This window comes from Nocardia arseniciresistens (assembly GCF_046764875.1).
Lineage (GTDB): Bacteria > Actinomycetota > Actinomycetes > Mycobacteriales > Mycobacteriaceae > Nocardia > Nocardia arseniciresistens.
Window position 1 is genome coordinate 359,421 of record NZ_JBKORD010000004.1, and the last position, 19,580, is coordinate 379,000.

Annotated in this window: 17 protein-coding genes; 9 read left to right on the forward strand and 8 right to left on the reverse strand. The window is 66.1% G+C overall.

Features of this window, described 5'->3' with window-relative positions:
• Nucleotides 1-152 precede the first annotated feature (152 nt).
• Nucleotides 153-446, forward strand: a complete 294-nt coding sequence (locus ACLMAJ_RS09450) for a hypothetical protein (RefSeq protein WP_412013152.1) — start codon at nt 153-155, stop codon at nt 444-446.
• 218 nt (nt 447-664) lie between these two features.
• Nucleotides 665-2,290 (forward strand): chaperonin GroEL, encoded by a 1,626-nt coding sequence (groL, locus tag ACLMAJ_RS09455; protein ID WP_412013153.1) that lies wholly within the window; start codon nt 665-667, stop codon nt 2,288-2,290.
• 83 nt (nt 2,291-2,373) lie between these two features.
• Here the strand turns inward: groL and ACLMAJ_RS09460 are convergent, their stop codons facing one another.
• The 3 genes from ACLMAJ_RS09460 to ACLMAJ_RS09470 all read right to left on the reverse strand — a co-directional run bounded on the left by ACLMAJ_RS09460 (nt 2,374) and on the right by ACLMAJ_RS09470 (nt 5,976).
• On the reverse strand, nt 2,374-3,429 hold the full coding sequence (locus ACLMAJ_RS09460) for a DUF6585 family protein (RefSeq protein WP_412013154.1): 1,056 nt from the start codon (nt 3,427-3,429) through the stop codon (nt 2,374-2,376).
• Between the two features lie 95 nt (nt 3,430-3,524).
• The gene (locus ACLMAJ_RS09465; RefSeq protein ID WP_412013155.1) at nt 3,525-4,832 is read right to left on the reverse strand and encodes a PepSY-associated TM helix domain-containing protein; all 1,308 of its coding nucleotides are present in this window, start codon (nt 4,830-4,832) and stop codon (nt 3,525-3,527) included.
• A gap of 103 nt (nt 4,833-4,935) precedes the next feature.
• On the reverse strand, nt 4,936-5,976 hold the full coding sequence (locus tag ACLMAJ_RS09470; RefSeq protein WP_412013156.1) for an SMP-30/gluconolactonase/LRE family protein: 1,041 nt from the start codon (nt 5,974-5,976) through the stop codon (nt 4,936-4,938).
• A gap of 109 nt (nt 5,977-6,085) precedes the next feature.
• On the opposite strand from ACLMAJ_RS09470, the gene ACLMAJ_RS09475 reads away from it, so the two are divergent.
• Nucleotides 6,086-6,544, forward strand: a complete 459-nt coding sequence (locus tag ACLMAJ_RS09475; protein WP_412013157.1) for a MarR family winged helix-turn-helix transcriptional regulator — start codon at nt 6,086-6,088, stop codon at nt 6,542-6,544.
• Between the two features lie 113 nt (nt 6,545-6,657).
• The gene (locus ACLMAJ_RS09480) at nt 6,658-8,208 is read left to right on the forward strand and encodes an FAD-dependent monooxygenase (RefSeq protein ID WP_412013158.1); all 1,551 of its coding nucleotides are present in this window, start codon (nt 6,658-6,660) and stop codon (nt 8,206-8,208) included.
• Between the two features lie 127 nt (nt 8,209-8,335).
• On the opposite strand, the gene ACLMAJ_RS09485 is transcribed toward ACLMAJ_RS09480, so the two are convergent.
• Entirely contained in the window at nt 8,336-9,517 is a 1,182-nt protein-coding gene (locus ACLMAJ_RS09485; protein WP_412013159.1) for an MFS transporter, read from the reverse strand.
• Nucleotides 9,518-9,570: 53 nt separating this feature from the next.
• Here ACLMAJ_RS09485 and ACLMAJ_RS09490 point away from each other — a divergent pair, with 53 nt between their 5' ends.
• The 3 genes from ACLMAJ_RS09490 (at nt 9,571) to ACLMAJ_RS09500 (ending at nt 11,761) form a co-directional block, all read left to right on the forward strand.
• A complete protein-coding gene (locus ACLMAJ_RS09490; RefSeq protein ID WP_412013160.1) occupies nt 9,571-9,885 on the forward strand; it encodes an ArsR/SmtB family transcription factor in 315 nt (104 codons plus the stop codon).
• A gap of 333 nt (nt 9,886-10,218) precedes the next feature.
• A complete protein-coding gene (locus ACLMAJ_RS09495; RefSeq protein ID WP_412013161.1) occupies nt 10,219-10,851 on the forward strand; it encodes a TetR/AcrR family transcriptional regulator in 633 nt (210 codons plus the stop codon).
• Nucleotides 10,852-10,900: 49 nt separating this feature from the next.
• Nucleotides 10,901-11,761, forward strand: coding sequence for an alpha/beta hydrolase family protein (locus ACLMAJ_RS09500; RefSeq protein WP_412013162.1), 861 nt, complete (start codon nt 10,901-10,903; stop codon nt 11,759-11,761).
• Nucleotides 11,762-11,766: 5 nt separating this feature from the next.
• On the opposite strand, the gene ACLMAJ_RS09505 is transcribed toward ACLMAJ_RS09500, so the two are convergent.
• Nucleotides 11,767-12,387, reverse strand: a complete 621-nt coding sequence (locus ACLMAJ_RS09505; RefSeq protein ID WP_412013163.1) for a TetR/AcrR family transcriptional regulator C-terminal domain-containing protein — start codon at nt 12,385-12,387, stop codon at nt 11,767-11,769.
• A gap of 14 nt (nt 12,388-12,401) precedes the next feature.
• Complete coding sequence (locus ACLMAJ_RS09510; protein ID WP_412013164.1) at nt 12,402-14,459, reverse strand: prolyl oligopeptidase family serine peptidase; 2,058 nt, start codon at nt 14,457-14,459, stop codon at nt 12,402-12,404.
• 153 nt (nt 14,460-14,612) lie between these two features.
• On the opposite strand from ACLMAJ_RS09510, the gene ACLMAJ_RS09515 reads away from it, so the two are divergent.
• Nucleotides 14,613-15,590: a dipeptidase gene (locus ACLMAJ_RS09515; RefSeq protein ID WP_412013165.1), complete on the forward strand. Its 978-nt coding sequence runs from the start codon at nt 14,613-14,615 to the stop codon at nt 15,588-15,590.
• Nucleotides 15,591-15,655: 65 nt separating this feature from the next.
• Here ACLMAJ_RS09515 and ACLMAJ_RS09520 read toward each other — a convergent pair whose 3' ends face one another.
• The gene (locus ACLMAJ_RS09520; RefSeq protein WP_412013166.1) at nt 15,656-16,693 is read right to left on the reverse strand and encodes an NADP-dependent oxidoreductase; all 1,038 of its coding nucleotides are present in this window, start codon (nt 16,691-16,693) and stop codon (nt 15,656-15,658) included.
• Nucleotides 16,694-16,844: 151 nt separating this feature from the next.
• The gene (locus tag ACLMAJ_RS09525; protein WP_412013167.1) at nt 16,845-17,924 is read right to left on the reverse strand and encodes a helix-turn-helix domain-containing protein; all 1,080 of its coding nucleotides are present in this window, start codon (nt 17,922-17,924) and stop codon (nt 16,845-16,847) included.
• 179 nt (nt 17,925-18,103) lie between these two features.
• Between ACLMAJ_RS09525 and lpdA the strand changes: the two genes are divergently transcribed.
• On the forward strand, nt 18,104-19,507 hold the full coding sequence (gene lpdA / locus ACLMAJ_RS09530; protein ID WP_412013168.1) for a dihydrolipoyl dehydrogenase: 1,404 nt from the start codon (nt 18,104-18,106) through the stop codon (nt 19,505-19,507).
• Nucleotides 19,508-19,580: the final 73 nt, after the last annotated feature.

The following is a 19,580-nucleotide window of genomic DNA, read 5'->3' on the forward strand; positions in this document are numbered from 1 at the left end:
GGCGGGCACCGGTTTGCGGCTCGGCCCCGGCCGCGCCATGCCCGCAGGGCGCGGCGACCTCGGCTTTTGTGTCGATGCCTCCGGGTATCGGGTCGGCGCGTCGAGGCACGATCTGGACAGCGGTCAAGATCGCCGACCGGTAGGCTATAGCAATGGCGGATGACACGGATTCCGACCTAGTGGCAGGGGAGCGGCGCGCTGACCTGATTCATGCGCTGTCATTTGTGTCCACTGAGTCGGGGCCGGACGGCGAGTACATCGTCAACGGCGACCTTCCCCCGGATGTGGCACCGCCATTCATCCGAGCTGTTATGCGGGTCGAGGCAGAGTTGCTGTTGCACGATGCCGAGCTCGTCACGGTCGAGGGTGGGGAGCCGCGCACGCCCGAAGAGCGTCGTACCGACGCCTTCGTGGCATTGGTGCTGCGTGTCGACGACAGGATCTGAGCCGACGCGTTTCGGCCTACCTTGCACTCGACACCCTTGAGTGCTAAAAAGGGCTTGGCACTCTCTACCTGTGAGTGCCAGGTCGGGACGGTGAGGCCGGGTTCCATCGACACCCCTGGTCGTCCGTCGCGGGCACCGCACCTGGCCAGCGTAAATGGGGCGATCCGACAAGCGGTCGTCCTGCGTGTCAGCCTCATTACTTGGAGGATCACTTCGCAATGGCCAAGATGATTGCGTTCGACGAAGAGGCCCGCCGCGGTCTCGAGCGGGGTCTCAACGCCCTCGCCGACGCGGTAAAGGTGACGCTGGGCCCCAAGGGTCGCAACGTCGTTCTGGAGAAGAAGTGGGGCGCTCCCACGATCACCAACGATGGTGTTTCCATCGCCAAGGAGATCGAGCTGGAGGACCCGTACGAGAAGATCGGCGCCGAGCTGGTCAAGGAAGTTGCCAAGAAGACGGACGACGTCGCTGGCGACGGCACCACCACCGCAACCGTGCTCGCCCAGGCGTTGGTGCGCGAGGGCCTGCGCAACGTCGCGGCCGGTGCCAACCCCCTCGGCCTGAAGCGTGGCATCGAGAAGGCCGTCGAGGCCGTCACCGTGCGCCTGCTCGACACCGCCAAGGAGATCGACACCAAGGAGCAGATCGCTGCTACCGCTGGTATCTCCGCAGGCGACTCGTCCATCGGTGAGCTCATCGCCGAGGCCATGGACAAGGTCGGCAAGGAAGGTGTCATCACCGTCGAGGAGAGCAACACCTTCGGGCTCCAGCTGGAGCTCACCGAGGGCATGCGCTTCGACAAGGGCTACATCTCGGGTTACTTCGTGACCGACCCCGAGCGTCAGGAAGCGGTCCTCGAGGATCCGTACATCCTGCTCGTCGGCTCGAAGATCTCGACCGTCAAGGACCTGCTTCCGCTGCTGGAGAAGGTTATCCAGGCCGGCAAGCCGCTGCTGATCATCGCCGAGGATGTCGAGGGCGAAGCCCTGTCGACCCTGGTGGTCAACAAGATCCGTGGCACCTTCAAGTCCGTTGCCGTCAAGGCGCCGGGCTTCGGTGACCGCCGCAAGGCGCAGCTCGCCGATATCGCCATCCTGACCGGTGGCGAGGTTGTCAGCGAAGAGGTCGGCCTCTCCCTGGAGACCGCTGGCGTCGAGCTGCTCGGCCAGGCGCGCAAGGTCGTCATCACCAAGGACGAGACCACGATCGTCGAGGGTGCGGGCGACGCGGAGGCCATCAAGGGCCGCGTTGCGCAGATCCGTGCCGAGATCGAGAACTCGGATTCGGATTACGACCGTGAGAAGCTGCAGGAGCGTCTGGCCAAGCTGGCCGGCGGTGTTGCGGTCATCAAGGCCGGTGCCGCGACCGAGGTCGAGCTCAAGGAGCGCAAGCACCGCATCGAAGATGCCGTGCGCAACGCGAAGGCTGCCGTCGAAGAGGGCATCGTCGCCGGTGGTGGCGTTGCGCTGCTGCAGTCGGCTCCCGCGCTCGACGACCTGAAGCTCGAGGGCGACGAGGCGACCGGTGCGAACATCGTGCGTGTCGCGCTGTCGGCTCCGCTGAAGCAGATCGCCTTCAACGCGGGCCTCGAGCCCGGCGTTGTCGCCGAGAAGGTTTCCAACCTGCCCGCAGGCCACGGCCTCAACGCCGATACCGGCGTGTACGAGGACCTGCTCGCGGCCGGTGTCGCCGACCCGGTGAAGGTCACCCGCTCCGCGCTGCAGAACGCGGCGTCGATTGCGGCTCTGTTCCTCACCACCGAGGCCGTCGTCGCCGACAAGCCGGAGAAGGCGTCCGCTCCCGCGGGCGACCCGACCGGTGGCATGGGTGGCATGGACTTCTGAGTCCAGCTGCTCTGCAACACTTTTAGAAACCGAGGGCCGGTCCACCATCAGGTGGACCGGCCCTCGGTCTTTCGCACGCAGGATCAGTCGCTCGAAATGCTCACGCCCGCCTTGCGTTTACGCCACGGGGTGTCGGCGGGACCTGTCGGTTCGGTTACTGCGTCGTCGGTGACTTCCGGGGTACGGAGCGGTTCGGCGGGGGCCTGCTCGATCTGCGCGGCTTCGGAAGCCTCGGCCGTGCCGGGGGCCTCGGCGTCCGTGCCGGGGGCCTTCGCGTCGGATACCTCGATCGGCGGTTGCACATCGTCGGTCTCGGCTGCCGACATTTCCTCGGCGGCGGCTTGGCGTAGGCGTTCGGCGAGTTCGTTGAAGATGTAGAAGTTCGGGATCTTGCCGACCGGAGTGAGCGATACCCAGTTGCCGTCGACCTTCATGCGGACCAATCCGCTACGGGCGTCGATCAATTGGATCTGTTCCCACGCGAAAGTGTTGCCGCGGAAGGTGAGTGCCTCCAGGCTCAGCCCGATCTCACCGAAATCCACCGTGGCGCCGTCGTCGATGGCGGTGACCGCGCGCGGCAGCTGCGTCGCGGTGATCGCCGATTGGATCGCCTTGCCCCAGTCGCGCGCGTCCCCGAACAGGGTGTCGTCGAATGTGGCCTCGGCGCCGCCGGGACCACTCATCTCGAATGAGTAGTCGGAGGGTGCGGAGTTCTGGAACGGAATTACCCGCTGGTGTACTTCGGCGGTATCCCAGCGGAATCCGGCGACCTTTTCGCCCTTGCGATACACGGTCATGCCGGATTCGAACAGGTCGAGGCGGGCCGCGCGGTTACGTCGGTTGCGTCTGCTCCAGAAGAACCCCATCGACGCGGGGACCAGGGCGAGCAGCCCGACCGCAATGCTGCCCGGGTACGCGCCGACAACCGCGCAGATGGCGCCGACCGCGACAAATCCGCCCGCGACGATCCCGCAGCCGCGCACGAAAGTATCGCTTGTGGGCGCCGCCGCTCGAAATGTCTGACGGTGCGTGCCGAGCTTTTGGTATTCGGCCATCAAGTGGATCAGCTGCGTCAGTGGAACCGTTTGCGGCACGCTGGTTCCGGGTTCGCCTTGCTTCACCGTGCTAGGAGTGGTCAATTGTCCCTCCATGAGGCGGTTTCCTCCGCGGCGAAGCGTATGTCACTCGGCCGAAGGTCGCCACCTCGAGCCAGCTTGCCAACAGTCGGCCGAGTTTACGCCGCCGAGGTAGGCGGAGCACGCAAGGCACGGGCGTTTCGCGTGTTTCGGCGTTTTACCAGCCAGGTCGATACGCCGGTGGCAGCAAGGGCCGCGGGTGTCAGGCCGAGTAGGAGCCAGATAATTCGCCACCAGCCGTTGACGAGCCAACCGAAGTGCGCGGGGCGGAAAATTTTGTCGTAGAAGGTGTTTGCCACCGGACGGTCCTGGCTGGAGTCCACCACGACGATATCGGCGCTGTCTGCGGCGTTGATGTAGACCAGGACGTCGCCGCTGTAGAACGCGCGGTTCTCGTACGGTGAATAGGCGCCCGCTATCGCGGCCCGGTAGTAGTCGGCGTTTTCGCTCGGCAACATCAGATAGGCGAGTCGTCCCGGGACCCGCTGTAGCGCGATAGTGCTCGCCTCGTCGATAGATACTCGTCGGCCCTGTGACGGCGCGGGCCGAGGGGTGAAGGTGTCCTCGGGCATCTCGGTGACGGCGTCGCCGCCGGTGACGGCGAGCCAGGCCCGCTCCACCGAGGGGAATTCGAAGGCGACGCCGGTGATTCCCCACATCAGCAGGAACGGGACGCTGATGATGCCGATGACGTTGTGCAGGTCGCGGTCCCTGGCGAAACGGCCCTTGTTCGTCCTGACCCGAAAGCCGTGTCGCCAGCGCTTCAGCGTGGGCCACCACACGAGGGCGCCGGACACCGCGAGCGCGACGAGCAGCAGTCCGAGCATGCCGAGAATCAGGTAGGCCCATGTGACGTCGAGGACCGGGGCTTTGCCGTTCACCGCGGCGATCGAGCCCGCGAACCTCGGACAGCCGAATGCGCAGTCGTGCAGGTTGACCAGCCAGCCCAGTATCCCGTCGGTGAGCGCGGCGTGCGCATTGATCCGGCCGGTGCCTGGGTCGATCGCGTAAGCGGTGGTGAAGCCGCTGTCGCCGACGGCGATGACGCCACCGTCGGAGCCGACCCAGCCGATGTCGAAGTCGGGATCGGCGGTGCGCACGATGCCGACGGCTTGCTCGGTGCTGACCGCCGGTGCGGCATCGGACTGTTGGTAGAAGCCTGGGTGCGAGGTTCGGAAGAGTTCGCCGTGATAGAGCAGGATCGCACCGGTGGTGCATTGGATGACAAGCAGCAGGCCGAGGGTCAGCGCGGACCAGCGGTGGGTGACGATCAGCGCACGGCGGATCGGTTTCCGCTTGCGGCGTCGTAGGCGTTGAGTGGATGTCGCGCGAGCCGATGCGGGCGGCGTCGAACAATCACGAGGTGCCTCGAGGGCACTCTCGGTCGCCGAATCCACACCAGTCATGCAGGGCAGGCTAACCTAAAATCAACGCTTTTGTTGTGTCCGGGTGATTTCTGCCGCGATGGCCGGACCGCGTGGTGGCGGTCCGGCCATCGGTCTGTGGTGATCAGATTCCATCGACAGTCAGGACGGTGAACGGGTTCGTCGGGGTTCCGGGGCCCATCGGCCCGCCCTTGTCGAATTGCGAGGAGACCACCAGGGTCTGGTCGCCGGTGCGAACCAGTGTGGTCGGGATGCTCAGGGAGGCGTCGGTGATCGAGCGCTCCAAGGTGGCGGTCGCGCCGTCGTCGGTGATCTTCCAGCGGCTGATGGTGTTGGTGGTGTTGTGGGCGGCCCACAGGGTGTCACCGTGCAGTTCCAGGCCGTCGCCGTGCTTCAGGTCGCCGCCGTGCATGGCGACCTTGCGGATCGGGTCGGGTGAATTCGGCTCTGTCGCAATGCGGTACAGCTCGCCCGCGGTCATGTCGACGGCCAGCAGGTAGCGGCCGGAATCGTCGGTGACGATGCCGTTCAGGGTGAACGTGCCGGTCTCGTGCGCCGCGAGTTCGGCATTCAGGTCGAATTGTGCTGTCAGAACCGCCTTTCCGCCGTGAGCGGCGGTGTCGGCCAATTGGGCCGGGGTGACGCGGTAGACGACGGCGGCCGTGCTGTCGGTCAGGTAGGCGGTGCCGTCCGGTGTGATCGCCAAGTCGTTGACCATGTGCGGCGTGCTCGCGGGGACGTCGAAGCGGGCGATCATGGCGCGAGTTGCGGTGTCGTAGACCGCGACTCCCGCGGTCGAGTCGATGACCCACAGTCGCCCGGCCTTGTCGACCTTCAGTCCATTCGTGGTCTTGCGGCCGTCGGTGCCCTCGGTCAGGAAGATCTCGGCTCGGCGCGCGCCCGGGGTCGCGTGATAGATCGCACCGTTGGCGTATGAGCCGACGTAGGTGTCGCCGCTGCGGACGTCGACCGCGATGCCCTCGGGATAGACGCGGTCGCCTGGCAGTTCGTAGGCGGTGCTGATGCGGGTGGGTGTGGGTTGGTCGGTGGATTTCGCGGCATCCGTCGTGGTCGCGCAGGCGGCGACGGCGGTAAGGGCGACCGCGGCGGTGATCGTCGAAAAGTGGCGGCGGCGGATGGTGGAGAACATGGTCGTGCCTCTCATCGGGTCTATCAGTCAGATGTAGTCACATCTGAGAATGGGCACGAATGTATATTAGAACTCTAATGGTCGTCAAGACACTAATGAGAGAATGGGCGGATACGATGCACCCATGACGTCGATGCCCGCATCCGAGCGCATTGGATCCCCGGTCAAACGGGCTGAGCAGGCACTCAACGCAGCCAAAAACGCCGCGCTGAAGCCCGCGGGCGTAACTGTCTCGCAGTACGCGGCCTTGTTGTTCCTCACGGAAAACCCCGGTATCTCGGCCGCCGCGCTAGCCCGTTTGTGCGGCGTCACCCCACCGACGATGAATACGGTGCTGACCAACCTGCAAGACCGCGGCCTCGTCGAGCGGACGCAGCATGAATGGCACAAGAACGTGCTGGAGACTCGTCTCACCGAGAAGGGCGCGGCGGTCATGCGAGACGCGGATGCCCGCGCGATCCGGGTCGAGCGCGCGCTGGCCGAGGGTTTCACCGATCAGGAGCGAACGACCCTGATGACATTGCTCGACCGCTGTGCGGACCTGCTCGACGCCATCCGCGCCGAATCCGCCCCCAAGGACTGACGCCGAACTCTTTCCGCTCTCAACATATAGCGCACCGGGGGGCTTGCGGCAAGACCCGGTTGATGCCGCAGAATCGTCGACCTAAGCCAGAATCTGCGTAAATGGAGTGACGAGTGACGGACATCGACGTAATCATCGTGGGCGCTGGCCCGAGCGGCATGATGCTGGCGAGTGAGCTGTGCTCGGCTGGGGTGCGACCGCTGGTACTGGAGCGGCAGCCACAGCCTCGGGACACCCCGAAGGCCAGCGGTATCGGCGGTCGGATCCTGGACCTGCTGCGCTACCGAGGTTTGCTGGAACGATTCGAGATCGCCAGCGGTGACCCCAACCCCGCGCCCCGATTCCCGTTCGGCGGAATGCATGTGGACTTCACCCAAATGATGGATCCCCCGATGCGGGCGGTGGCGATCCCCCAAATCGATACCGAGCGACTGCTGGCCGAACATGCGCTCGAACTCGGGGCCGACATCCGTCGCGGGCACGAGGTGGTCGGGGTGAGCCAGGACGATGCCGCGGTGACCGTGGACGTCCGTGGGCCGGACGGGCCCTACCAGATGACCGCCCGCTACCTGGTCGGCTGCGACGGTGGTCGCAGCCGGATCCGCGAGATGGCCGGTATCGCGTTCCCCGGCACCACATATCCGGAGGTCAACAGGGTCGGCCACGTCACCGTCCCCGATTCCATGACCGTGCACGACAACGGTGACATCGAGGTCCCCGAACTGGGCCGGATCCCTGCGGGTTTCAACCGAACAGACCGCGGTGTGTTCGCGTTCGCGGCCGGCGCCGACGGCCTGTTCCTCTCGACCATCGAAAACGAGCCCACCGAATACGACGACGATGAGCCGATGACCTTGACCGAGCTCGGCGAGAGCGTTCGCCATGTGCTCGGCGGGGATCTCCCCTGGGGAGAACCGATTCGGTTGTCACGCTTCACCTTCAAGGATCGCCAGGCCGAACGTTACCGCGATGGGCGAATCTTGCTCGCGGGCGACGCGGCCCACCTGTTGCCCGCCACGGGCGTAGCGCTCAATCTCGGCATGCTCGACTCGGTCAACCTCGCGTGGAAGCTGGCTGCCGATATCCAGGGCTGGGCGCCGGCCGGTCTGCTGGACACCTATCACGATGAACGTCACGCCACCGGCGCACGTGCGCTGCTACAGACCCGAGCTCAGGTGGCGTTGCGGCGCGGACACGACGCGGCCGCCGACGCGCTCCGGGCAGTCCTGCAGGAACTGCTCGTCGACGAACAGTCATTGCGCCGCCTCGGAAATCTCATCGCAGGCAACGACACCCGCTACTCGATACCCAACCCCAACCAACACGCCTTGACCGGCACCTTCGCACCCGACCTCGCCTTGCGCACCGACCAGGGCGCCACCAGTGTCGCGGAACTCGCGCACGCCGCACGGCCCATCCTGCTCGACCTCGATGACCGCAAGGAACTGCGTGAGATCGCCCGAGATTGGCAGCATCGCATCGACATTCAGACGGCCGAAACCGATGATCGGCCCGCCGATGCCCTGCTGATCCGCCCGGACGCCCACATCGCTTGGGCGGCAACTGTCGACGAATCCGCCGACACCGCCGCACAAGGGCTGCGGGAAGCCCTCACCTATTGGTTCGGCGCACCCGCGGAAACGACAGTGCCGACCACCTCCTGATCGGCCGCCGAACACAGTGCGGTGCTCATCCCGTACGAATCGGCCTCCCGCGACTGCAGTCCGCAGTTTCGAATAGCGCGCCCTGCCAATGGCCGATCCAGCGACGGTGCTGGATCGGCCGGGCGGGTCAGACGGTAACGGGTGCCGTGGCTCGAGCCCGGTCGGGCGCGCGGCGGGCGGAGACGGTGATGGCCAAGGCGGCGCAGGCGATGAGCGCGGAGACGACCGGCAGCCACGACGCCCCGAACGAATCCAGTACCGCACCACCGACTATCGAGCCGATGCCGCCGCCGAGATAGATGGCGGAACCGTTGAGCCCGAGGGCGACGGTGGGCGCGTCGGCGGCGATGCCGAACAGGCGGGTTTGCTGGGGAACCATGACTGTCGCACCGAACAGACCGGTGACGGCAAGCACCGCGAAAACGGTCCATGCGGTGTGAATGGCGGGGCCGAACAGGATCAGGCCGGCCGCGGTGCCGACGATGCCGAAGGTCAGTGTGCGCTGCGGACCATAGCGGTCGACGGCGCGCCCTGCCAGCGCGTTGCCGAGGACCTGGCCGACGCCCATGGTGAGCATCAGCCAGGCGAGCAGGTTCTGCGATACCGACGGCGCGACGACAACGGGCAGATAGACGAACGTGGTGAAGGTTGCCGTCATCGCGGCCGTGGTCACCAGCAGTACTCGCAGCACCGGTCGGCGTATCAGCACGCTGACGCGTTCTCGCAGCCCGGTTTCGGGCAGCGTGACGCGTGGCAGCAACAGCACGAGCACCGCCGCGACAGCACCGGCGGCGGCGATGGCCCAGAGGACACCACGCCAGCCGATCCAGCGTTCTACGAAGATGCCGATCGGCACGCCCGCGACGCTGGACAGCGTCAGTCCGGTCGCGACCAACGCGAGCGCTTTACCTCGATTGGCGTCGTCGGCAACCACTCCGGCGACGGCAAAGGCATTGGCCTGGAACGCCGCTGCGCCCAGCGCGGCGACGATGCGCGCCGCGGCCATCACCGCGAACGACTCCCCGGCGGCCTGGCCGATCATGCCGAGCACGAAAAGCAGTGCGCCGCTGCCCAATAGCCAGCGACGATCCCAAGATCCGGTGGCGGCCGCGATGAGTGGCGAGGCAATGGCGTAGGTCCAGGAGAACATCGTCGTCAGCTGGCCCGCGGTGGATATCGAGACGTTCAGGTCGTCGGCGATGAGCGGCAGCATGCCGTTGAGCACGAATAGGTCGGTACCCAGCACGAAGGTGCCGACGGCGAGGGGAATGAGAGCGCGATAGAGATTATTCGATGATCGTCGAAGCATCTTAGTATGTTGAGATATGATTCGATTGTTGTCAAACGATCGGAGAATGGATTTTGCGCCAGCTACCGCAGCCGAGCACCGCTGATCTGGACCTGGTCCGGGTGCTGAGCGCGTTCGCCGACCCGGTCCGGCTCGAGCTGGTCCGGGCGCTCGCGGGGGTGCGCGAACCGCTCGGCTGTGGCGTCGAGGGATTCGACGTCGAGATCAGCGCCGCGACGCTGTCGCACCACTGGAAGGTGCTGCGGGACTCGGGTGTTACGACAACCTTCGCGAGCGGGCGCAATCGACTTGTCGAGCTGCGTCGCGACGATCTCGCGGAGCGGTTCCCCGGCCTACTGGACGCGGTGGTCGCCGACTCGGCGCGCTGAGGCTCTCCCGCACCCGGATCGATCCGCCGAAATGGGGCTTTACGGACGCTCCCCGATCGGGTTCACTCGTCGGATGGGGAGAGATCTTATATTCGGTGTCCCACCCGCGAATTGGCGGAAAATATTCTAGAAAATCCCTTCAAAAAACTCCTCGCGGCTCGACGTGATCGGTATCGCCCGTTTCGGCAAACAGTCAGAGAAGGGCTCTGCCAGCCTGTCAGTGCATTGGTAACCAGGCCGCCAACTTTCGGCTAACATGCGGTCGGCAGTAGGTTTTCCAGAAGGGCCCGATCCATGACGAGGGCATCGGCCCCTTGGGTATTGTCTGCCCCAATGTCACAGGATGCGAATACGGGACGAATGTATGCCGGGCAACCCGTAGAGGACCGGCAACGTCAGCGGCGTGCGCGTTTTCTGGAATCGGGCCTCACGGTCTTCGCGCGCGACGGCTACGCCAATAGTTCGGTCGGCGCTATCTGTAAGGACGCCGGGCTCTCGTCGCGGCAGTTCTACGAGGAGTTCACCGGCCGTGAGTCCCTCCTACTCGAGCTCTACGAGCAGATCGATAAGGAGTCGCGCGACGCGGTCAGCGCGGCGCTGGACAAGAAGTCCGACGCGACCGCACTCGAGATCATCGACGCGTCCGTGCGCGCGTATGTCGAGTCCATCGGATCCGACCCGCGCAAGGCGCGGGTAGCGCTCGTCGAGGTGGTCGGCGCGGGACCGAAGGTGGAAAAGTTCCGGCTCGAGCTGCGCAGGGTCTGGGGGTCACTGCTGGCAAGCGCCGCGGAGGACGCGGCCATGCACGGCGAAATCCCCACGGGCGACTACGAAATGCGCGTGCTGGCGATTATCGGCGCGGTCAACTACGTCGTCGACTCTTGGAGCGGTGCGGATCCGCGGCCGCCGCTCGATGATGTGATCAGGGTGCTCAGCCGGGTGATCATGGGCGCGGTCGGCGCGTAAGCGCAGGTCGGAGTAGGCGACGCGACCTGCGGCGCGGTAGCGTCGCGGCATGGAGACGGTTCCGATCCAGATGCCGGACGGCAGTGTCGTTCCGGTGCGGCTGATTCCAGCCAGCGGTACGCACACTCATCCGGTGACCCCGGACGCGCCGCGCCCTGTCGTGGTGATGGTTCCTGGGCTCGGTGTCCCTGCTGGATACTACGAACTGTTCGCAGGCGGGTTGTCCGCGCGCGGATTCGATGTGGCGATCGGGGAGATGCGCGGCCAGGGCGACAGCAGGCCGCGGCCGAGCTCCTCGAGTGCCTACGGCTATCACGAGCTGGTCTCGGTCGACTTCCCCGCGATCTTCGAGGTCGTCCGCAACCGCTTCCCGGCAAGTACGCCGTACCTGCTCGGCCACAGCATGGGCGGCCAGCTCGCCGTCATGTACGCCTCGCGGATCCGAGGCAGGCTCGGCGGGCTGATCCTGATCGCCTCGGGAACTCCGTATCATCGTGGCTTCCGCGGGCTTTCGGGGCCGGGCATGCTGATGGGCACCACAGCGATCTCGATGACCGCCAACCTCGCGGGCTTCTGGCCGGGTGACCGTATCGCGGTGGGCGGCTTCGGCAGGCAGTCGAGGGTGCTGATCTCCGACTGGGCGCGCCTGTCGCGCACCGGCCGATTCGTACCGGTCGGCGCGGACATCGACTACGAGGAGCGGATCGGCAGACTGAAGCTGCCGATCCTGTCCATCACGATGACCGGCGACGACCTCGCCCCGCCGAGCTCGGCGGAGCACCTACTGGCGAAGATGCCCAAGTCCGACGTGACGAGCTGGCATCAGCCGGAACCGTTGGGCCACAACGGCTGGATTCGCCAATGCGGCAGCACCGTCGATCAGATCGAGAAGTGGCTGCGCGACCGTTAGCTTGTTCAGTCGAGGTGCTTGCCGAACCCGTCGAGCATGGCTGTCAGGCCGATCTCGAAATGATCGGGGTCGGCGGGTACATCGGGCGGGGCGTTTTGGGTCAGGTCAGCTGTGGTGGGTTTGCGTCGCGCCGCGACGGTGGCCACGGTGCGGCTGAGGATGTGGCCGATCACGTACTCGCGTAGGCATCGGACCAGCTGGAGGGCGATCGCCGCGGGGAACCCGACGCCCTGTAGGCGTTCCAGCATCCAGTTGCCTGTCTCGATGGACGTGGCGCTGCGGACGGGTCGAGTTGCGAAGATGGGCACCGCATTCGGGTGTCGTCGCAGCGTCGAGCGCAGCCGATGCGCGTAGACGCGCATCAGCTCGGGCCAATCCTCTTGCCAGGGCAGCGTTTCCATCTCGAGTTCGGCGAACATCGCGGCGGCGATGGCGTCGAACAGGTCCTGCTGATCGGTGAAGTGGCGGTAGGCCGCCATCGGATCCGCCCGCAGCGCCGCCCCGAGCTTTCGCATGGTGAAGCCGTCCAGGCCCGCGTCGTCGATGACGGTCAGCGCGACCGCCGCGATGAAGTCACGGTTCAACGTGGTTCGGACGGTCGGCGCGGGCCGCTTCTTGTCGCTCATTGGTCCTAGCTGTCTTACTCGCCCCGCTCCATCAGCATCTGGGTGAAGAACTCGTAGATGAGTCCGGCCTGGAATGCCGACTGTTTGTTATCGGCCGCGCCGCCGTGGCCGCCCTCGATGTTCTCGTGGTACCAGAACGTGTGGCCCTGCTCCTCGAGTAGCGCGGCCATCTTGCGGGCATGGCCGGGGTGCACGCGGTCGTCGCGGGTGGAGGTGGTCAGCAGGATCGGCGGGTAGACGGCATCGGCGTCGGTGTTCTGGTACGGCGAGTACTTGCTGATGTACTCCCACTCCTCCGGCTTGTCGGGGTCGCCGTACTCGGCCACCCACGAGGCTCCTGCCAGCAACAGGTGATAGCGCTTCATATCCAGCAGCGGCACCTGGCAGACGATCGCGCCGAACAGTTCCGGGTAGCGGGTCAGCATCACACCCATGAGCAGACCGCCATTGCTGCCGCCCACCGCGCCGAGCTGTTCGGCGGTGGTGATGCCACGAGCGACCAGGTCCTTGGCGATGGCGGCGAAGTCCTCGTACACCTTGTGCCGGTTGGCCTTCTGCACGGAGGTGTGCCACTCGGGGCCGTATTCGCCGCCGCCTCGGATATTGGTCATCACCCAGGTGCCGCCGCGCTCCAACCAGCCCATGCCGGACGCGCCGCTGTAGGCGGGAGTGCGCGATACCTCGAAGCCGCCGTAGCCGGACATCACGGTGGGGCCGGGGGTGCCCTTGCGATCACGATGGCGGATCACGAAGTACGGCACCATGGTTCCGTCGTCGGACTTCGCGAAGAACTGCTCGGTCTCGATGCCGGAGGCATCGAAGAAGCCCGGCTCCTGCTTGAGCTTTTCGGCCTGCCCACCGACGGCGCTGGCGAGCAGCGTCGCGGGATTGGTGAATCCGCTTGTGGTCAGCATGAATTCGTCGCCACCCTCGAGCGGGTCCAGATTCATCACGCTGGTGGTCGCCATGGGCGGTGCGTCGGCAAGCGGTTGACCTGTCCAACCGTCGGGTCCGGGGGTGAGGACGTACAGCTTGGTCTGCACGTCCTCGAGGGTGATCAGCAGCAGGTGGTTTTCGGTCCAGCCGTACCCGTGCAGCGAAGTGCGCGCGTCCGGTGTGAATACCGCCTCGAATTCCCTTGCGCCGGAAAGGAACTTCTCGAAGTCGATGGCAAGCAGCGCACCCGCGGGATAGTTTGTTCCGCCCACCTCCCACGCCGACTTCAGTAGGATGAGCAGCCAATCCTTGTACCAGGATTCGCTGGCGTCGGTGGGCACGTCGAGATATCGCAGGCTGCCGTCGTCCTCGAGCAGGTAGACCTCTTCGTTGAAGAAGTCGGTGGACCGCCCGACGAAATGCCGTTCGTAGCCGGGCGTGCGGTCGTAACCCGCCGAGACCGCGACATCGTCCGCCGTACCCTCGAACACCGTTTCCGCCTCGGTGAGCGGGGTGCCGCGCCGCCAGCGCTTGGCGATGCGTGGGTAGCCGGAGTCGGTCAGCGAGTCCGGCCCGAAATCGGTGCCGACGTACACCGTGTCGATATCGATCCAGCGCAGGTCCGATTTCGCCTCGGGAAGGTGGAAACCGCCGTCGGCGGGATCGATGAATTCGCGTGTCTCGATATCGAATTCACGCACGACCTTCGCGTCGGCCCCGCCACGCGACATGCTGATGAGTGCGCGTGACTGTTCCGGCCGAAGTACTCCCGCGCCGCCCCACACCCAGTTCTCGTCCTCGGCGGTGGCCAGTGCGTCCAGGTCGATCAAGACATCCCAGTCGGGTGCGTCCTTGGCGTACTCGGCGAAAGTGGTGCGCCGCCATAGTCCGCGCGGGTGTGCGGCGTCACGCCAATAGTTGTAGAGCCAGCGGCCACGCCGACTCGGGTAGGCGATCTTGGCGTCGGTGTCGAGCATGTCGAGGATGCGGCCCTCCAGGTCGGTGAACCGCTCGGACGCGGCAAAGCGCGCCACGACCACATCGTTGTGCGCGCGGGCCCAATCCAGGGCCCGCTCATCGGTCACTTCTTCGAGCCACAGATACGGATCGTTCACACTCTGCTCAACACCGGCCATGACCACATTGTTGCCGAGCGGCGGCCAGGGTAGGTGGGCCGGTTACCGGAAGTGCTCGATGCCCGGGACGACGCGCGCCTGGCTACCTGGGGCAATGACGCGATCGGGCTCCGTAGGATCGGGATTTCCGCCCCGAGCGAACAGGAGCCCGGCATGCCGCCATTTCTGTGGGAACAGCATTGCTGTCTGCCGCTGCTGCCCTCGGCGCAAATCGAGGAGTTGGCGCGATATCCGCTCGGGTCCTACCTGTCGGTGAATATCGGATACTCCAGGCAGTCGAGCGCGGATGCCCTGGCACTGGCACGGCAGTTCCGCCGGGATGCCTCGGCGGATGGCCGTTTTCGTTTGGTACAGAGCTACGACGATGTCACCGCCGACGCCGAGACCATCGCGCTCGCCTTCGACCTCGAGGACTCGGGCCCCCTCGGCGGCAAGCTCGACAATGTCGAAGTGTTCTACGACCTCGGCGTCCGCTCGCTGCTGCCCGCCTACAACCACGCCAATGCGGCGGCCGGCGGCTGCCTGGACGCCGAGGACACCGGACTCACCGCCTACGGCCGCGATCTGGTGCGCACGCTCAACGAGGTCGGCATGTTCGTCGACGGCGCGCACTGCTCACGGCGCACCGGCCTGGATCTCGCCGCGTGTACCGAGGTCCCGATGATCTACAGCCACGCCAACTTCGACCAGCTGTGGGAGCACCCGCGCAATATCACCGACGAGCAGGCCGTGGCCTGTGCGGGCACCGGCGGCGTGATCGGCGTCAACGGCGTGGGAATCTTCCTGGGGCACAACGATCCCGCTGAACGTGTCGAACGCGTGGAAGCGATGGCGACGCATATCGAATACGGCGTCGAGTTGGTCGGCATCGACCATATCGGCATCGGCTCGGACTATTCGTTCGACGGCGCGGACTTCAACGAAGAAGTGTTGAACAACCCGGAGACCTTCTCCGATGCCTACACCAAATGGGGCCCACTGCAATGGGTTCCGCCGGAGGATCTACTCGGGCTGAGCGAACTACCCGGACTCGACGAGGTCTTGGCGCGCCGAGGTTTCAGCGCCACCGACCGAGCCGCCGTATTCGGCGGCAACTTCGCTCGAATCGCACAACAAGTCTGGCGGGACTGATCCACCGGACGGGTGTCGCGCGACCGTCGAGCGGTCGCGCCACCCGTCCCTGGTACCTATCCAGCTCAGCCGAGGCGGACGAGCATCTTGCCGGTATTGGCGCCGGACAGCACGCCGAGGAAGGCGGCCGGTGCCTGTTCGAGTCCTTCGTAGACGGTTTCCCTTGTCCGAATGGTGCCATCGGCCAGCCAGCCCGCGGCCTTACCGATGTACTCGCCGAAGATCGGAAAGTAGCTGGTCACCAGCATGCCGCGCAGCGAGATCTCCTTGGTTGCCGCCTTGTACAGGTCGGGTCCCGCCTCGGCGGCCGCACCGTTGTAGCCGCTGATGGCGCCGACGAGCGCGATCCGGCCCTTGGGGCGCATGGCCTGCACCGCGACCCGCAGATGCTCGCCGCCAACGCTGTCGAGGTACACGTCGATGCCCTCGGGCGCGGCCGCCGCGAGCTGCCCGGCCAGGTCGCCCGCTCGGTAATCGATGGCAGCGTCGAAGCCGAATTCATCGAGCAGCAGCTCGGACTTGACCGGTCCGCCCGCCGAGCCGATCACGCGCGCAGCACCGAGGGCCTTGGCGATCTGTCCCGCGACGCTGCCCACCGCGCCCGCCGCGGCGGAAATGAATACGGTGTCGCCGGGCTCGACCCGCGCCACCTCGGTCAGCGCGGCGTACGCGGTGAGGCCGGTGGTTCCGAGTGCACCCAAGAAGTGGTGCGGTGCAGCCAATTCCGGTGCGATCGGAGTCGCGGTCGCGGCATCGACAACCGCGTACTCGCGCCAGCCCGCGAAGTGCGAGACCGTCGCGCCGACCGGGATATCGGTGCTGCGTGCGGCGACAACCTCGCCGAGCGCCGAGCCCTCCAGCGCGTTGTCGAGCTGGAATGGCGGAATGTAGGACGGGCTGTCGTCCATCCGGCCACGCATGTACGGGTCTACCGACATCCAGGTGTTGCGAACCAGGATCTGTCCATCGGCCAGGTCCGGAATCGGCCGCTCGACCAGGGCGAAGTGCTCCGCTGTCGGAGCGCCCGTCGGCCGCGCGGCCAACTGGATTTCCCGAGAAGTGTGGGGGAGGGGCTGGACGTCGTTGTGGGTCGTGGTTTGCATGTCACTGCCTCTTCTTCGGTCGATCCGAACCGTGTCGATCCGGTACCGAAGACGTTATGGACCCCACGACCCGGTTCCCAGGTCCCGCGATGCCACCGACCGGTCCGAACGCGCCACCTTTGTGACCTGAGAAAAATGGCCGATCCGGTGGCTATCGGATGCGGGCCCGCAGCTGGGACGGCGATGAACCGTTCCAGCGCTGGAAAGCCTTGCGCAGGGCACGATCATCGGTGAACCCGAGCCGCCCCGCGATGGCCGCGGTGGTCAAACGGCCTTCTCCCAGTAGGGTTTTCGCCTGTTCGTAGCGGACCAGATCGAACTCGTGCCGCCAGGTGGTTCCGTGCTCGGACAGCTGGCGTTGCAGCGTGCGCGGGCTGAGCGCGAGCCTGCGCGCGACCGCGGCGAGGGACGGGTCGCCGTCGGCAAGCGTGGCCGCCACCGCGATGCGGAACGCCTCCAGCGGACCGGAGATCGGGCGAGCCGTCGCGAGCACCAGGTCGGCGTGGCTGCGCAGCAGGTCCGCGAGCATGGGGTCGGCGCGCGGCAGCGGGGCGGTGGCGTCGGCGGCGGTGAAGGTGATGGTGTCGGCGGGCGCGTCGAATTCGATGCGATCGGTGCCGAAGGCGTCGGTGAGCGCTGTGTGCTCGCGCGGCGCGGCATGGCCGAAGGTGACCATGGTCGGGACGACGGCGCGGCCGGTGGCCTCGCGGGCCCGGCGCAGGTAGTAGGCGAGCACGTACTCGTTGACAACCGCCGCGACGGCGGGATCACCGGCGGTGGTCCGGAAGCCGACGGTGAGATCGCCGTCGTGATGGAGGTCGAAGCCCTCGGCCGCCGCGGTCACCAGGCGGTGGTACGGCTGGGCCGCGCGCAACGTATCGGCGAGTGTCGGCCCGGTGGTAACGAGGTAATCCCAGGTGGTGAGAGTGCCGAGCGGTGCGGCATCGGCCACCGCGACCCCCGCGCCGGGGCCCGGCCGCGCCTGGGCGAGCAATCCCCACAGCCGAACCAGCGAGCTCAGCGCAATCCTGTTGAGCTCCCCGGCCAGGGCCGCGTCCTCGATGCCGTGCACGGTCGCCAGTTGTTCGGCGCCGACACCCGCGCGCCGTGCCTGCCCAAGGACCAATCGGATCAAATGCGTAGACGCGGTCTCGTCCAGCGGGTCGAGCGCCAGTGGCACCGATCGCTGTGCGCTGCGCGGATCGTCGAGACTCGTTCCGCGATCTGCCACGTCGTCCACATTAGTGAGTGGCGGGTGCGGGCCGCCGATGGCTGGACAAGGCAAAAGTGCAGCGCAGGTATCCGTTCATTTTGTTCACGTCGAGGATCTGCCAGGTCGGTGAGTCGCGCTTCTCACTGTTGCGGGGGACCGGTGGGTGCGGCCCCGGCGACGGAGTTAGGCTCGGTGGCGTGACTTCCCATTACGACGTTGTCGTTCTCGGTGCCGGTCCTGGCGGTTATGTCGCCGCCATCCGTGCGGCACAACTTGGCCTCCGTACCGCGATCGTCGAGCAGAAGTATTGGGGCGGCGTCTGCCTCAACGTCGGCTGTATCCCCTCCAAGGCATTGTTGCGTAACGCCGAACTGGCGCACATCTTCACCAAAGAAGCCAAGACCTTCGGCATCTCCGGTGAGGTGAGCTTCGACTTCGGTGTGGCGTTCGACCGCAGCCGCAAGGTCGCCGACGGCCGCGTCAAGGGCGTCCACTTCCTGATGAAGAAGAACAAGATCGACGAGTTCGACGGTAAGGGCACCTTCACCGACGCGAACACGCTCTCGGTCGCGCTGTCCGACGGCGGCACCGAGACGATCACCTTCGGCAACGCGATCATCGCCACCGGCACCGTCACCAAGCTGCTGCCAGGCACGTCGCTGAGCGCGAACGTCGTCACCTACGAGGAGCAGATCCTCACCAAGGACCTGCCCGGTTCGATCCTGATCGTCGGCGCGGGCGCGATCGGCATGGAGTTCGGCTACGTCCTGAAGAACTACGGCGTAGATGTGCGCATCGTGGAGTTCCTCGACCGCGCCCTGCCGAACGAGGACGCGGACGTCTCCAAGGAGATCACCAAGCAGTACAAGAAGCTCGGCGTCACCATCTCCACCGGTGCGGCCGTGCAGTCCATCGATGACGACGGCTCCAAGGTGACCGTCAGCATCAAGGACAACAAGAGCGGCTCGGTCGAGACCGTCACCGTCGACAAGGTGTTGCAGGCCGTCGGTTTCGCGCCACGGGTCGAGGGCTACGGCCTGGAGAACACGGGCGTCGCGCTCACCGACCGTGGCGCCATCGCCATCGACGACAACATGCGCACCAACGTGGCGAACATCTACGCCATCGGTGACGTGACCGCGAAGCTTCAGCTCGCCCACGTCGCGGAGGCCCAGGGCGTCGTCGCCGCGGAGACCATCGCGGGCGCGCCGACCGTCACCCTCGGTGACTACCGGATGATGCCGCGCGCCACCTTCTGCCAGCCGCAGGTCGCCAGCTTCGGCCTCACCGAGCAGCAGGCCCGCGACGAAGGCTACGACGTGAAGGTCGCGACCTTCCCGTTCACCGCCAACGGCAAGGCGCACGGCCTCGGCGACCCGACCGGCTTCGTCAAGCTGGTCGCCGACGCCAAGTACGGCGAACTCCTCGGCGGCCACCTCATCGGCCCCGACGTCTCCGAATTGCTTCCGGAGCTCACCCTCGCCCAGAAGTGGGACCTCACGGTCAACGAGCTGACCCGCAACGTGCACACGCACCCGACGCTGAGCGAAGCCCTGCAGGAAGCCTTCCACGGCCTCGCGGGACACATGATCAACTTCTGATCGGTTCGCCCCGCGCACTTGTCGCAGGTGGCCGGTTCGCTTCGGCGGACCGGCCACCTGCCTTTTCAGGGCC

Bases quoted from the DNA above. Each gene is read 5' to 3' on its own strand.
- ACLMAJ_RS09450 (WP_412013152.1), top strand. From the start codon at position 153: ATGGCGGATGACACGGATTCCGACCTAGTGGCAGGGGAGCGGCGCGCT.
- groL (WP_412013153.1), top strand. From the start codon at position 665: ATGGCCAAGATGATTGCGTTCGACGAAGAGGCCCGCCGCGGTCTCGAG.
- ACLMAJ_RS09465 (WP_412013155.1), bottom strand. From the start codon at position 4,832: ATGACTGGTGTGGATTCGGCGACCGAGAGTGCCCTCGAGGCACCTCGT.
- ACLMAJ_RS09470 (WP_412013156.1), bottom strand. From the start codon at position 5,976: ATGAGAGGCACGACCATGTTCTCCACCATCCGCCGCCGCCACTTTTCG.
- ACLMAJ_RS09475 (WP_412013157.1), top strand. From the start codon at position 6,086: ATGACGTCGATGCCCGCATCCGAGCGCATTGGATCCCCGGTCAAACGG.
- ACLMAJ_RS09485 (WP_412013159.1), bottom strand. From the start codon at position 9,517: ATGCTTCGACGATCATCGAATAATCTCTATCGCGCTCTCATTCCCCTC.
- ACLMAJ_RS09495 (WP_412013161.1), top strand. From the start codon at position 10,219: ATGTCACAGGATGCGAATACGGGACGAATGTATGCCGGGCAACCCGTA.
- ACLMAJ_RS09500 (WP_412013162.1), top strand. From the start codon at position 10,901: ATGGAGACGGTTCCGATCCAGATGCCGGACGGCAGTGTCGTTCCGGTG.
- ACLMAJ_RS09505 (WP_412013163.1), bottom strand. From the start codon at position 12,387: ATGAGCGACAAGAAGCGGCCCGCGCCGACCGTCCGAACCACGTTGAAC.
- ACLMAJ_RS09510 (WP_412013164.1), bottom strand. From the start codon at position 14,459: ATGGCCGGTGTTGAGCAGAGTGTGAACGATCCGTATCTGTGGCTCGAA.
- ACLMAJ_RS09515 (WP_412013165.1), top strand. From the start codon at position 14,613: ATGCCGCCATTTCTGTGGGAACAGCATTGCTGTCTGCCGCTGCTGCCC.
- ACLMAJ_RS09520 (WP_412013166.1), bottom strand. From the start codon at position 16,693: ATGCAAACCACGACCCACAACGACGTCCAGCCCCTCCCCCACACTTCT.